The organism is Pseudomonas sp. XP2, assembly GCF_053557975.1.
Window position 1 is genome coordinate 163,955 of record NZ_JBNRIK010000003.1, and the last position, 14,066, is coordinate 178,020.

At 63.9% G+C, this 14,066-nt stretch carries 10 protein-coding genes; 4 read left to right on the top strand and 6 right to left on the bottom strand.

Annotated features, from left to right (window positions below; all coding sequences use genetic code 11):
• Positions 1 to 80: 80 nt before the first annotated feature.
• Positions 81 to 1,256 carry an efflux RND transporter periplasmic adaptor subunit gene (locus ACK1VC_RS05385; protein ID WP_191086640.1) on the top strand — a complete coding sequence of 392 codons (1,176 nt, stop codon included), beginning with the start codon at positions 81 to 83 and terminating at the stop codon, positions 1,254 to 1,256.
• A gap of 11 nt (positions 1,257 to 1,267) precedes the next feature.
• Complete coding sequence (locus ACK1VC_RS05390; RefSeq protein ID WP_191086641.1) at positions 1,268 to 4,393, top strand: efflux RND transporter permease subunit; 3,126 nt, start codon at positions 1,268 to 1,270, stop codon at positions 4,391 to 4,393.
• A gap of 64 nt (positions 4,394 to 4,457) precedes the next feature.
• Here the strand turns inward: ACK1VC_RS05390 and ACK1VC_RS05395 are convergent, their stop codons facing one another.
• Positions 4,458 to 4,739 (bottom strand): HU family DNA-binding protein, encoded by a 282-nt coding sequence (locus tag ACK1VC_RS05395; protein ID WP_060517921.1) that lies wholly within the window; start codon positions 4,737 to 4,739, stop codon positions 4,458 to 4,460.
• 186 nt (positions 4,740 to 4,925) lie between these two features.
• Between ACK1VC_RS05395 and mobA the strand changes: the two genes are divergently transcribed.
• Positions 4,926 to 5,501, top strand: a complete 576-nt coding sequence (gene mobA / locus ACK1VC_RS05400; RefSeq protein WP_191086642.1) for a molybdenum cofactor guanylyltransferase MobA — start codon at positions 4,926 to 4,928, stop codon at positions 5,499 to 5,501.
• 157 nt (positions 5,502 to 5,658) lie between these two features.
• Here mobA and ACK1VC_RS05405 read toward each other — a convergent pair whose 3' ends face one another.
• From ACK1VC_RS05405 to peaA, 5 genes are all read right to left on the bottom strand, one after another.
• Positions 5,659 to 7,332 (bottom strand): fatty acid CoA ligase family protein, encoded by a 1,674-nt coding sequence (locus ACK1VC_RS05405; protein ID WP_191086643.1) that lies wholly within the window; start codon positions 7,330 to 7,332, stop codon positions 5,659 to 5,661.
• A gap of 131 nt (positions 7,333 to 7,463) precedes the next feature.
• On the bottom strand, positions 7,464 to 8,585 hold the full coding sequence (peaD, locus tag ACK1VC_RS05410) for a quinohemoprotein amine dehydrogenase subunit beta (protein ID WP_102688807.1): 1,122 nt from the start codon (positions 8,583 to 8,585) through the stop codon (positions 7,464 to 7,466).
• 32 nt (positions 8,586 to 8,617) lie between these two features.
• A complete protein-coding gene (gene qhpC / locus ACK1VC_RS05415) occupies positions 8,618 to 8,941 on the bottom strand; it encodes a quinohemoprotein amine dehydrogenase subunit gamma (protein ID WP_016487327.1) in 324 nt (107 codons plus the stop codon).
• Between the two features lies 1 nt (position 8,942).
• Positions 8,943 to 10,373: a quinohemoprotein amine dehydrogenase maturation protein gene (gene peaB / locus ACK1VC_RS05420; protein WP_191086644.1), complete on the bottom strand. Its 1,431-nt coding sequence runs from the start codon at positions 10,371 to 10,373 to the stop codon at positions 8,943 to 8,945.
• A 48-nt stretch (positions 10,374 to 10,421) separates the two neighbouring features.
• The gene (peaA, locus tag ACK1VC_RS05425; RefSeq protein WP_191086645.1) at positions 10,422 to 11,987 is read right to left on the bottom strand and encodes a quinohemoprotein amine dehydrogenase subunit alpha; all 1,566 of its coding nucleotides are present in this window, start codon (positions 11,985 to 11,987) and stop codon (positions 10,422 to 10,424) included.
• Positions 11,988 to 12,481: 494 nt separating this feature from the next.
• Here peaA and ACK1VC_RS05430 point away from each other — a divergent pair, with 494 nt between their 5' ends.
• On the top strand, positions 12,482 to 13,975 hold the full coding sequence (locus ACK1VC_RS05430; protein WP_191086646.1) for an aldehyde dehydrogenase family protein: 1,494 nt from the start codon (positions 12,482 to 12,484) through the stop codon (positions 13,973 to 13,975).
• Positions 13,976 to 14,066: the final 91 nt, after the last annotated feature.

Here is a 14,066-nt window from a genome sequence, read left to right on the forward strand (position 1 = left end):
CACACTCGCCCTACAGGTATTAACAGCCGCACGGGCTACACCTGCCGTACCATTGCCCCGGTCATCATCGGAAGATCCGTATGCCTACTACCCTCCCCCCACGCCTGCGCCCTGTGGCGCTCATGGCGTTTCTGGGCCTGTCCCTGGCCGGCTGTGGCGACAGCGCCGAGCAAGACGAGCAAGCCCCCACCCCGCAAGTGCGGGTAGAAACCCTGCAACTGCAGCCACTGGCCATCAGCAGCGAACTCAGCGGCCGCATCCTGGCGCCGCGCACCGCCGAAGTGCGCGCGCGTGTCGCGGGTGTGGTACTCAAGCGGGTGTATCGTGAAGGCAGTGACGTCAAGCAGGGCGATGTACTGTTCCTGATCGACCCGGCGCCGTTCAAGGCCGACCATGACAGCGCCCGCGCCACCCTGGCCAAGGCCAAGGCCACCCTGTACCAGGCACGTCTGCAGGAGCAGCGCTACCGCGAGCTGGTCGACGACAAGGCCGTCAGCCGCCAGGAATACGACAACTCCCAGGCCAGCTTCCTGCAAGCCGACGCCGAAGTGGCCGCCGCCAAGGCGGCCCTGGAGCGTGCCCGCCTGAACCTTGGCTACGCCACCGTGACAGCGCCCATTTCTGGCCGCATCGGCCGTGCCCAGGTCACTGAAGGCGCACTGGTCGGCCAGAACGAGACCACCCCGCTGGCGACCATCCAGCAGTTGGACCCGATCCATGCCGACGTCACCCAGTCTACCCGCGAGCTCAATGCCCTGCGCCGCGCCTTGCGCGCAGGCGAATTGCAGCAGGTGGGCGACGGCCAGGCCCGCGCCACGCTGATCCAGGACGACGGCAGCGCCTATCCGCTGCCAGGCAAGCTGCTGTTCTCCGACATCAGCGTCGATCCCACGACCAACCAGATTACCCTGCGCAGCGAGTTCCCCAACCCGGACCTCGACCTGCTGCCCGGCAGCTACGTGCGCGTGCGCCTGGAACAGGCGGTGCAACCCAAGGGCCTGAGCGTACCGCAGCGCGCCATCCTGCGCGACAGCGCCGGTGTCCCCAAAGTGCTGGTGGTCGACCAGCAGGCCCGGGTCAGCGACCGCCAGGTAGTGCTCGGCAGCGCCCAAGGCGACCGCTGGATTGTCAGCGAGGGCCTGGCCGCTGGCGAGCGGGTGGTGGTCGAGGGCCTGCAGCATGTCAAGGCCGGTGACCACGTGCAGGTTGAAACACCCCCCGGCGTAGCACCCATCGCTCAGCATACCGGCCAGTGAGGGCCTGATTCATGCCGCAATTCTTCATCGACCGCCCGGTATTCGCCTGGGTGGTCGCGCTGTTCATTCTGCTGGCCGGGGCGCTGGCCATTCCGCAGCTGCCCGTGGCCCAGTACCCCAACGTGGCGCCGCCGCAGGTGGAAATCTACGCCGTGTACCCGGGCGCTTCTGCGGCGACCATGGACGAAAGCGTGGTGAGCCTGATCGAGCAGGAACTCAACGGCGCCGACAACCTGCTGTACTTCGAATCGCAAAGCAGCCTGGGCAGCGCCACCATCACCGCCACCTTCGCCCCGGGTACCCACCCGGACCTGGCCCAGGTCGACGTGCAGAACCGCCTGAAGGTGGTCGAGTCGCGCCTGCCGCGGCCGGTCACCCAACAGGGCCTGCAGGTGGAGAAAGTGTCCACCGGTTTCCTGCTGCTGGGCACCCTCACCTCCGAAGACGGCAAGCTCGACGAGACCGCACTGTCGGATATTCTGGCGCGCAACGTGATGGACGAAATCCGCCGCCTCAAGGGCGTGGGCAAAGCCCAGCTGTACGGCTCGGAGCGCGCCATGCGCATCTGGATCGACCCCGGCAAGCTGATCGGCTTCAACCTCACGCCCAACGACGTGGCCGAGGCCATCGCGGCGCAGAACGCCCAGGTGGCGCCTGGCAGTATCGGCGACCTGCCCAGCCGCGACACCCAGGAAATTACCGCCAACGTGGTGGTCAAGGGCCAGCTGAGCACCCCCGAAGAATTTGCCGCCATTGTCCTGCGCGCCAACCTGGATGGCTCCACGGTCACCGTCGGTGATGTCGCCCGGGTCGAGATCGGCGCTCAGGAATACCAGTACGGCACACGGCTGAACGGCAAGCCGGCCACTGCGTTCAGCGTGCAGCTCTCGCCGGGTGCCAACGCCATGGAAACCGCCACCCTGGTGCGGGCGAAAATGCAGGACCTGGCGCGTTACTTCCCGGAAGGCGTCAAGTACGACATCCCTTATGACACCTCGCCGTTCGTCAAGGTGTCGATCGAGCAGGTCATTACCACCCTGTTCGAAGCCATGTTGCTGGTGTTCGCGGTGATGTTCCTGTTCCTGCAGAACCTGCGCTACACCCTGATCCCCACCCTGGTGGTGCCGGTGGCGCTGATGGGCACCTTCGCGGTCATGCTGGCCATGGGCTTCTCGGTCAACGTGCTGACCCTGTTCGGCATGGTGCTGGCCATCGGCATTCTGGTCGACGATGCCATCGTGGTGGTGGAAAACGTCGAGCGCATCATGGCCGAGGAAGGCCTGCCGCCCAAAGAAGCCACCCGCAAGGCCATGGGCCAGATCAGCGGAGCGATCGTCGGCATCACCCTGGTGCTGGTGGCGGTGTTCCTGCCAATGGCCTTCATGCAAGGCTCGGTGGGGGTGATCTACCAGCAGTTCTCGCTGTCGATGGCGGTGTCGATCCTGTTCTCGGCATTCCTGGCCCTCAGCCTCACCCCGGCGTTGTGCGCCACGCTGCTTAAACCGGTGGCCAAGGGTGAGCACCATGAACGCAAGGGCTTCTTCGGCTGGTTCAACCGCCGTTTTGAAAACCTGAGCAACGGCTATCAGCGCTGGGTGGTACAGGCGCTCAAGCGCAGCGGCCGCTACCTGCTGCTGTACGCGGTACTACTGGCGGTGCTGGGCTATGGCTTCAGCCAGTTGCCCACGGCGTTCTTGCCCACCGAAGACCAGGGCTACACCATCACCGACATCCAGCTGCCACCAGGGGCCAGCCGCATGCGCACTGAACAGGTGGCTGCGCAAATCGAGGCACACAACGCCGAAGAACCCGGCGTAGGCAACACCACCGTGATCCTCGGCTTCAGCTTCTCCGGTAGCGGGCAAAACGCGGCACTGACCTTCACAACCCTCAAAGACTGGTCCGAGCGCGGTGCCGACGACAGCGCCCAGTCGATTGCCGACCGTGCCAGCGCGGCCTTCTCCCAGCTCAAGGACGCCGTGGCGTTTTCGGTCCTGCCGCCGCCTATCGACGGCCTGGGCGAGTCGACCGGCTTCGAGTTCCGCCTGCAGGACCGTGGCGGTATGGGCCACGCTGCGCTGATGGCTGCCCGCGACACGCTGCTGGCCAATGCGGGCAACAGCAAGGTACTGACCAACGTGCGCGAAGCGTCGCTGGCCGAAAGCCCGCAAGTGCAGCTGGAAATCGACCGCCGCCAGGCCAATGCCCTGGGGGTGTCGTTTGCCGATATCGGCTCGGTGCTGGACGTGGCGGTGGGCTCCAGCTACGTCAACGACTTCCCCAACCAAGGCCGCATGCAGCGGGTGGTGGTGCAGGCCGAGGGCGACCAGCGCAGCCAGGTCGAAGATTTGCTGAAAATCCACGTGCGCAACAACAGCGGCAAGATGGTGCCACTGGGCGCATTCGTGCAGGCCAGGTGGGTCAGCGGCCCGGTGCAGTTGACCCGTTACAACGGCTACCCGGCGGTGTCGATCTCCGGTGAGCCGGCAGCCGGCCACAGTTCGGGCGAAGCCATGGCCGAAATCGAACGCCTGGTGGCTCAGCTGCCGCCCGGCGCCGGCCTGGAGTGGACCGGCCTGTCGCTGCAAGAGCGCTTGTCCGGCAGCCAGGCACCGATGCTGATGGCATTGTCGTTACTGATCGTGTTCCTGTGCCTGGCAGCGCTGTACGAAAGCTGGTCGATCCCGACTGCCGTGCTACTGGTGGTACCGCTCGGCATGCTCGGTGCAGTGCTGGCCGTGACCCTGCGCGGCATGCCCAACGACGTGTTCTTCAAGGTTGGCCTGATTACCCTGATCGGCCTGTCGGCAAAGAACGCCATCTTGATCATCGAGTTCGCCAAGCACCTGGTCGACCAGGGCATGGACGCCGCAGACGCCGCCGTGCAGGCCGCCCGCCTGCGCCTGCGGCCGATCGTGATGACCTCGCTGGCGTTCATCCTCGGCGTGGTACCCCTCGCCATCGCCAGCGGCGCCAGTTCGGCCAGCCAGCAAGCCATTGGTACCGGGGTGATTGGCGGCATGCTGAGCGCCACGTTGGCGGTGGTGTTCGTGCCGGTGTTCTTCGTGGTGGTGATGCGCCTTGCGGGCAGGGGCACAGCCGAACCCGCTAGCGAGACTCTGCCCAGCGGGCATTGAATGCCATGAGCAAGGGGGCCCCGCCCCCTTTCCCTCACTTGCGCGGCTTGGCCTTCTGATCGGGTTACTCGCTGAAATTGACGGTATCCTTCAAGCTTTTGCCGGGGACGAACTTGGCCTTGGTCGCTGCAGCAATCTGCATCGGCTTGCCAGTTTGCGGATTACGCCCGGCTCGCGCTTTTGTTTGCTCGGTTTTAAAGGTCCCAAAGCCCACCAGGGCCACCTCATTGCCCTCACTGAGTGATACCTTGACTGCATCGATAAACGCGTCAACCACTTTTTGTGCGGTTGCCTTGTTCAAGTCGGCGCGTTGCGCCACGTCTGCTACCAGTTGCGATTTGTTCAAGTGTCTCTCCTCATTAAAATTCTCGGCACCATCGCGATACCAGGCTTGCAGCCTTATTGAAGGACGAGATCGTGATCGGCACAACTGGCAAAAATGTCAGGTCGGTTCAACCCGGGCGAAGGCGTTCTGGACAACTGTTGCAGGCCGTGGGAGGGTTACTTTCTCCCATTGCCTAGAGTTGAAATCATGACCAACGCCTTGCCCCCCAGTTCAGCCCTGATCCTCGCCGGCGGCCGCGGACAGCGCATGGGCGGGCGTGACAAGGGCCTGGTCTACTGGCAAGGCGAACCACTGATTGCGCACGTTCATCGTGTGGTGCGGCCGCTGAGCGACGACCTGGTAATTTCCTGTAACCGCAACCAGCCAGCTTACCGGGCATATGCAGACCAGTTGGTGGGCGATGCAGAAGCCGACTTCCCTGGGCCGCTGGCAGGGGTGATTGCCGGGCTCAAGGTGGCTCGGCATGAGTGGGTGGTGCTGCTGGCCTGCGATGCACCGCGGGTTGACCGCGAACTGATCGAGGACCTGCTAAGGCTGGCGGTGGCCAGTGACAGTGCGGCAATGGTGCGCCAGGGCGGGTATTGGCAGCCGATGTTCAGCGTGCTGCCACGGCGAATACTGCCAATGCTGGAGCAGGCCTGGGCGACGGGAGAGCGGAGTTTGCAGAAGGCCTTGCTGCGCGAGGCGGTGCAGGGGTTGGAGTGTGCCGATGATGATCGCCGGTTGAGCAACTTCAACAGCCCGGAACTATTGCAAGGCTAAGCACATGGCGCGGTCATTGAGCGGCCTTGTGTCGCGAAAGGGCTGCGAAGCGGCCCCAGGTTTTCAGCTGTGATGCAAAAATTGCCGGGGCCGCTGTGCGGCCCTTTCGCGGCACAAGGCCGCTCCTACAAAGGTCCGCGTAGCTGAGGGGTGATGGTTATCGGGAGGACAACTCCTCGACACTGATCTCGCGCATCCTGAACTTCTGCACCTTGCCGGTCACCGTCATCGGGAACTCGTCGACAAAGCGGAAGTACCGAGGCACCTTGAAGTGCGCAATCCGCGCCCTCGCCCACTCACGCAGCGCGTCTTCACTGGCGGTATGCCCCGGGTGCAGGCGCACCCAGGCCACGATCTCTTCGCCGTACTTGCTGCACGGCACGCCAATCACTTGCACATCCGCCACCGCCGGGTGGGTGAAGAAGAACTCCTCCAGCTCGCGCGGGTAGATGTTCTCACCGCCGCGAATGATCATGTCCTTGCTGCGCCCCACGATACGCACATAGCCCTGTTCATCCATTACCGCCAGGTCGCCGGTGTGCATCCAGCCGTCTTCATCGATGCTCTCGGCCGTGGCCTTGGGGTTGTTCCAGTAGCCAAGCATTACGCTGTAGCCGCGGGTGCACAGTTCGCCTATCTCCCCACGCGGTACGGTATTGCCGTCGGCGTCCAGCACTTTGTTCTCCAGCCGTGGCTGCGTACGGCCGACACTGGTCACCCGGCGTTCCAGGTCATCGTCGGGCCCGGTCTGCAGCGACACCGGGCTGGTCTCGGTCATGCCATAAGCAATCTGCACCTCGGCCATGTGCATTTCGCCGATCACCCGGCGCATCACCTCGATCGGGCAGGTGGCGCCGGCCATGATCCCGGTGCGCAGGCTCGACAGGTCGAACTCCCTGCGTTGCGGGTGGTCCAGCTCGGCAATGAACATGGTCGGCACGCCATACAACGCGGTAGCCTTTTCCTCGGCCACCGCACGCAGCGTGGCCAGCGGGTCGAAGGCATCGCTGGGGTAGATCAGGGTGCTGCCGTGGGTCATGCAGCCAAGGTTGGCCATGACCATGCCGAAACAGTGATACAGCGGCACCGGCACCACCAGCCTGTCGTGCTCGGTCAGGCCCAGGCTTTCACCAACCATGTAGCCGTTGTTGAGGATATTGCTGTGGCTAAGCGTGGCGCCCTTGGGAAAACCGGTTGTGCCCGAGGTGTACTGGATATTGATCGGATCGTCGCAACGCAGCTGCGCCTGGCGTTCGACCAAGGCCTGGCAGCTGACGGACTCGGCACGCGCCTGCAAGGCGTGCCAAGCCAGAAAGCCCGGTGGTGGCGAGGCAGCCAGGCTGACCACGCCGCGCAACTCGGGGAAGCGCTCGCAGGTCAGCGCGCCCGGTTGGCTGCTGGCCAGGCCAGGGACCAGGCCCTGCAGCATCGCATGGTAATCGGAAGTCTTGAACGCGTCGGCACAGATCACCCAGCGGCAGCCGGCCTGGCCGAGGGCGTAGTCCAGTTCGCTGGAGCGATAGGCCGGGTTGATGTTGACCAGGATCGCGCCGACCTTGGCGCTGGCGAACTGGGTGATGCACCACTCGGCGCAGTTGGGTGCCCAGATACCCAGCCGGTCACCGGGTTGCACGCCCAGTGCCATCAGCGCGCGGGCGTGCTGGTCGACGGCCTCGGCCAGTTGCTGCCAGGTGTAGCGCAGGGCCTGGTGGCGCACCACCAGCGCCTCGCGGTCGGGAAAGCGGGCGACGGTGGCGTCGAAGGCATCGCCAATGCATTGGGTAAGCAGGGCTTTGTCTGGATTGCCCTGGGAGTAGCTTGGCTGGGGCATGGGCACTCTCTTGTTGTTATTGTGGGGGCTGGGCCGGCCTCTTCGCAGCACAAGGCTGCTCCTACAAGGGTACGCGATCTCCTGTAGGAGCAGCCTTGTGCTGCGAAGCGGCCAGTAAATCCACCCTGGCTCTAGCGGATGAACACCTGTGGCGTAGTGGTGGACATGTCGCCACCCGGCAATTTGATGTTCTTCACCTTTTCCAGCGTATCCGGGTTGAACACCGCCAGGTCATTGAAGGTGCCGCCCAGGTACAGCTTGTCGCCCTTCTTGTCGAAGGTGACGCAGTAGTAAGTGTGCTCAAGGTTAGCCGCCTTGATCAGCTTGCGCTGCTTGATGTCGTACTTGGCCAGGCGGTTGAGCACGCCGTAGATCTGGTTCGGGTCCTTGGGCGAACGCAGGCCGGTGAAGTACAGCTCGGTCAGGTCGGCAAATTCCTGGGTGTGGCTCTTGCCGGTCTTCAGGTCGACACTCAGGTAGCCATACAGCGGCTCGGCCGTGGCCGGGTCCTGTTTGTCGTCCTTGAACCTGGCAATGGTGTACAGCATGGTGAACTCGTGACGCGGGCTCTGGTGCGGCCAGAAGTACAGCACGTCCGGGGCGCTGTAGCCTTTGCGGTTCCAGTTGCGCAGCGGCAAGGCCACCGTGTACTTGCCGGTTTTCACATCCATCTTGTAGATGTCCGGCCCTGCGACAAACAGGCTGCCATCATCGGCGGCACGCATCAGGTACACCTGGCGCGGCATCGGGAAGGTGCGCACCGGCTTGGCCTGCAGCCCATCAGTGGTGCTGAACACCTCCAGCCGCGGCGGCTTGACCACGTAGTGGTCATTCAGCATCTGGGTCGGGTTGACCGTGGCGTACACCTCCTTGCCATCGGGGCTGATGGCAAACGAGTACATCGACCGGCCCACTTCTCCCGCCACGCTGGACAGGTTGGCCCGGAAGGTATTCTTGCAGGTGTCCAGGTCGATGCCGTAGATGTCGCCGTAATGGTTGTTGAGCACGTAGGCGGTTCGGTTGTCCGGCGCCATCATCGCGGTGCCAGGGCCGAACTTGTCGGGCATCTGGCAGCTTTTGTACACCGTGTCACTGGCCACATCGACCACATGCAGGTTGTTCGGGTAGTTGGTCACGATCATGTATTCGTGGCCAGCCTTCAGCGCAGGCCCGGTGTCGTCAGCCTGAGCCAGCCCGGCGCAGGCCGTGGCGGCGAGGGTGAGCGCGAGTTGCGCGCAGCGTCCAGCTTTCATGCGGTTTCCCCTTGTCATTCTTGTTGGGCCGGTCACTTGTCTTTCGGGAACACAGTGCCGAGGTTGCGCCAGTCTTCCGCCGAGTTGGTCGCCTGGGCGTTCCAGTCCTGGTAGGTGCTCATCATGTCCGGCACCTGGGCCGGCCACCAGCAAGGGTCGGAGCAACCATACAGGTCGGCCTCCATCGGCTGGCACAGCGAGCTCACGCCACCAAAGGCATCCACTTCCCAACCCGGGTCGGTGGTGGCCGTGCAGCCGGCCACCGCACTCATGGCCATGACTTCTTCGATGCGGTCTTCGGCAGCGGCCTGTTCAAGGATGCGCGCCTTGTTGTTCAGGGGCTTCAAGTGCTTCATGTCAGTGCGCCTTCCGCGGGGTGATGTAGCGGTCGATGAAGGCCGGGTTGGCGGCCATGATGCGGCTGTAGACTTCGATGCCGAAGTCGACCCAGTCGCGCATCAGTTCGCAGTAGTGGTAAGTCGGGTGCTGCGGGTCGCCGTAGCGGGCGTAGCTTTCGTGGTAGCAGCCGCCGGAGCACAGGTTGCGAATGCGGCAGCTTTCGCAGCCGGTGTTGTTGCGGTCCAGACGCTGCGACAGGAAGTCGTTCAGCTCCACTTGCTTGACGCCCTGGTGCACGTTGCCGAAGGTCGGCAGGCTGGAACCGGTGAAGCGGTGGCACAGGTTCAGCTCGCCTTCATGGTCCACTGCCAGCATTTTCAGTCCGGCACCGCATGGCAGGGCCTTCTTGTGGCCCTCGTGGATGTCGGTGATCAGCTGGTGCAGGTTGGAAAAACCGATATTGCGGTGTTCCAGCGCGGCGTCCAGGTAGCGGCGCCCCAGCGCCTTCATGTTGGCGAAGACCTCAACCAGTTCTTCGCCGGTGAGGTTGAAGTCCGCCATGTCGCCGGAAGTGACCGGGGCAAAGCCGACTTCGGCAAAGCCCATTTCGTTGAACAGATGGTTCCAGATCGTCTCGATATCGGTGATGCCGCGGGTCAAGGTCACCCGTGCCCCCACCGGCCGACTGTTGTAACGCGACAGCAGCATGTCGGCCTTGCGCCGCACGACGTCATAGGTGCCCTGCCCGCCCACCGTGATGCGGTTGCGGTCGTGCACGGTCTTGGGGCCGTCGATGCTGATCGACAGGCCGAACCGATGGGCATTGAGCCAATCGACGATCTCTTCGGTCAGCAACGTGGCATTGGTGGTCATGATGAATTCCACCTGCTTGCCCGCCTCGGCGAAACGCCGCTCGCAGTAGCCCACCATGTGTTCGATCAGTGGCCGGTTGGACAAGGGCTCGCCACCGAAGAACACCACGCTGTAGCGCTCCTCGTCAGGCGATTCCTTGAGCAGCATTTCCACCGAAGCTTCGGCGGTGGCGGTGCTCATCTTCTTGCCGGCAGATGGCTTGTCCAGGTCTTCCTTGTAGCAATAAGTGCAGCTGAGGTTGCAGCCAGTGTTGACGTTGAGCACCACGGTATTCAGCGCGGTGCGCTCGACCCGCTTGACGCCGATTTCCGCGGTCAGCGGCGAGCCGTCGCTGACCAGCTCCAGGGCGATCAGCTCGCGCAGGGTGTCCTGGATATCGTTGCCGGCAAACTGCTGGCCCAGGCGCTGCATCAGCTCCTCGGCCGAACAGCCTTGCTGGCGCAAGGTGTCGATGATGCCCCCGGTCACCGCGTCGGCGGTGAACAGCGAACTGCTGGGGATGTGGAACAGCATGCGGTCGGCATCTACCTGCACTTCATGCAGGTTGCGTTCGACCAGGTTCAGTAGTGCGCCCATGGCGACCTCCCGGTAATCGATCCGTTGGAAAACCGTTGCACCCTGCCGTTACGGCAGCGGTGGGTTGTTCCAGCGCTGAACGGTGACGATCATGTGCCCTTCGCCCGTCTGGCCACCGTCGGCCAGCGTGGCGATGACCTTCAGGTTGCCCGCGTTGTTGGTCATCATCTTGCGTTCTGGGTTAGGGCCGGCGCCGCCTGGCACGAACACGCCATCGGCCTGCATCTGCCCGGCGAACTTGACGTCTTCGTCCTCGACCGCACGTTCATTGAATGGCTCGACCTTCCAGGTGGCCGGCAGATAGCCGATGCGCAACGGCTGGCCACTGGCGTCCTTGCCCCAGGCTTCGGCCTCGAAGCGGCCCTGCACCTTGGGCACCGAAGCGCCGTTTTCACCGATGCGGGCAATGGAGAACGCCGGCACGACTTTCACTTCCTCGACCTTGTCGTACACCGCCAGGCTCACGCCCTTGAGCGCCCCCACCGCAACCTCGCGCTGGCCAGGCTTGGCGCCGGCTGCAGCGCGGGCCTTGACCCGTACCAGGGTCGGGGTCTGCTCCAGTACTTCGGTCACTTCCACCCCGGCACCCAGGTCAGGCTTGCCCTCCAGGCCGCTGCCCACCAGGGTGATCTCGCTTTCGCCACCCGCCTTGATGAAGGCCGGTTGCACCGCCAGCAGCCGCGTCTTGCCTTCCTTGGCAGCCGTGAAGTCCAGGCCACGCTCGTCGTGTTCGGCCTCGAACATGCGGCCTTTCATTTCGCCATCCAGCGCCGCGAATACCTGGCGCAGGTGGGTGTCGCCAACCTTGACGTTGCCGCGCCATTCATAGCCGTTGTACAGGATCGCCGAGCCGCTACCGTTAAAAGGTGTACCGTCGGCATAGGCGCCTTTGACCTCGACCTTGAAGGTGTCGCCCCCCCCGGCCGAAACGCTCATCACACCGCGCACATCGCCCTTGGCCAGCATATGGCCGCTGAACGCCCACTTCCCCGGCAGCACGTCGGCCTTCGGTTTTGCCTGCTGCCATTCAGCCCAGGCCGGGTTGTCCAGCGGGTAGCGCTTGGCAAGTTCCGGCACCACCTGTTGCAAGGCAATCGGCAGCCAGTCGCGGTCCCGCGCCTGGGCCTGGTATTCGAGGGACGGCCACTGGCCAAGGTGGAAGTTGACCAGGTGCTCCCACTCCTTGGCCGGGCGGCGCTGCAAGGCGACGCGAGCCCCAGAGTGGCAACGGCCACAGGTTTCGCTGAGCTGGGTGTCGAAATGCTCGACCGTGTTCAGCCGGCGCTCCATGGCGTAGCGCACGCCATCGGTTTCGCTGGGCGCCAGGCCCTGCTTGTCGGCCAGGTACTTGACCAGCGTGCGACGGTCGTCGTCGCTGATCTGCAGGCCGTGCATCACCTGCATGCGGGCGATACTCATCAGCCAGCCTTCTGGCGTTTTACGCTGGTGGCTGATGCGGCTGTAGGTATCGTTGCCTTCGGGGATATGGCACCCCATGCACTTGTTCTGCAACAGGCTCGGGCCCTGCTCGGCCGCCATGGCCTGGGTGCTCAGCAGCGCGGCGGCGACCAGCGCCAGTTTGCCCGCATGCCGCCGGAGTCGAGTCGTCTTCAAGGTCAGACCTCCACGGTTGTTGTTCTTATCGTTTTTCGCACGCTTTGGTACAGCAGGTGTGCATGTGACAGAGGTGATACAGGAACTGTGCCAGTTGCAGTAAACGCGTGGCCTTTCAACCCCTTAGGCAGTTTGCTGGGGTTGGCCAGCAGCAAGGATGGCCAATTGCAGCGTGCCATTTCGCGACAGGGTGTTTCATCCTGAGACAGGGGCCTGCCATGCAGGCCTTCGCGGGCATGCCCGCTCCCACAGGTTAACCATTGCCTTGAAGACCTGCGCTGTACCTGCAGGCGCTGGCTTGCCGGCGATTGGCCCTTGAAACCACTGTTTCACCACGGTCTCACACCGTCTCAATGTGCAACAGCGCACGCCTGCAATCCGAGCCTTGCATCACGGCAAAACCCAGTCAACTCAATGCCTTGCTGGCATCTGCCCACCTTGGCACGCCCATTGCGCCAGTGCCCTTCACACCCAATGACAAGAGGCACAGCCCCATGCTTTGTGAACTGCCCATCCTGCCCGCCACCCGCGCCTTTCTCGAACGCAAACTGAAGATGCGCATCGGCGCCGACTGGCAGGATGCCGCCAGCGGTCGCACCCTGTCGTTCCGCAACCCGGCCACCGGCGAAGTGCTGGGTGAAGTGCCCGCCGCCGACGCCGAGGATGTCGACCGCGCCGTGCGCGCGGCACGCTTGGCCTTCGACGATTCGCCGTGGAGCCGCCTGCGCCCACGCGAGCGTCAGAACCTGCTGTGGCGCCTGGCCGACCTGATGGAGCGCGACGCTCGCCAGCTGGCCGAACTGGAATGCCTGAACAACGGCAAGAGCGCCGCGGTAGCGCAGGTGATGGACGTGCAACTGGCCATCGACTTTCTGCGCTACATGGCCGGCTGGGCTACCAAGATCGAGGGTAGCACCGTCGAAGCCTCCATGCCGCTGATGCCTAACGACCAGTTCCACGGCTTCGTGCGCCGTGAGGCGGTCGGCGTGGTCGGTGCCATCGTCGCCTGGAACTTCCCGCTGCTGCTGGCCTGCTGGAAGCTTGGTCCGGCCCTGGCCACCGGCTGTACCCTCGTGCTAAAGCCCGCAGACGAAACCCCACTGAGTGTGCTGAAGCTGGCGGAACTGGTAGACGAAGCCGGCTACCCGGCAGGCGTATTCAACGTGGTCACCGGCACCGGCCTGAATGCCGGCGCAGCCCTCAGCCGCCATCCCGGCGTAGACAAGCTGACCTTCACCGGCTCTACCGAGGTCGGCAAGCTGATCGGCAAGGCGGCCATGGACAACATGACCCGCGTCACCCTGGAGCTGGGCGGCAAGTCGCCGACCATCGTGATGCCGGACGCCAACCTGCAGGAAGCCGCTGCCGGCGCTGCCACGGCGATCTTCTTCAACCAGGGCCAGGTGTGCTGCGCGGGTTCGCGGCTGTACGTGCACCGCAAGCACTTTGACAACGTGGTGGCCGACATCGCCGGCATCGCCAACGGCATGAAGCTGGGCAACGGGCTGGACCCGGCCGTGCAGATGGGGCCGTTGATTTCGGCCAAGCAGCAGGACCGCGTCACTGGCTATATCGAACTTGGTCGCGAGCTGGGTGCGACCATTGCCTGTGGCGGCGAAGGCTTTGGGCCGGGCTACTTCGTCAAACCAACAGTGATCGTCGATGTCGACCAGCGCCACCGCCTGGTGCAGGAAGAAATCTTCGGGCCTGTGCTGGTAGCGATGCCATTCGACGATATCGACCAAGTGATCGGCATGGCCAACGACAACCCCTACGGCCTGGGTGCGAGCATCTGGTCCAACGACCTGGCTGCTGTGCACCGCATGATCCCGCGTATCAAGTCGGGGTCAGTGTGGGTCAACTGCCACAGCGCGCTGGACCCGGCGCTGCCGTTTGGTGGCTACAAGCTGTCTGGCGTGGGTCGTGAGATGGGTGCTGCGGCCATCGAGCACTACACCGAGCTGAAGTCGGTGTTGATCAAGCTCTGATCTTCTGCTTGTACCGGCCTCTTCGCAGCACAAGGCTGCGCCTACAAGCGCACCCGGTCCCTGTAGGCGCAGCCTTGTGCTGCGAAGAGGC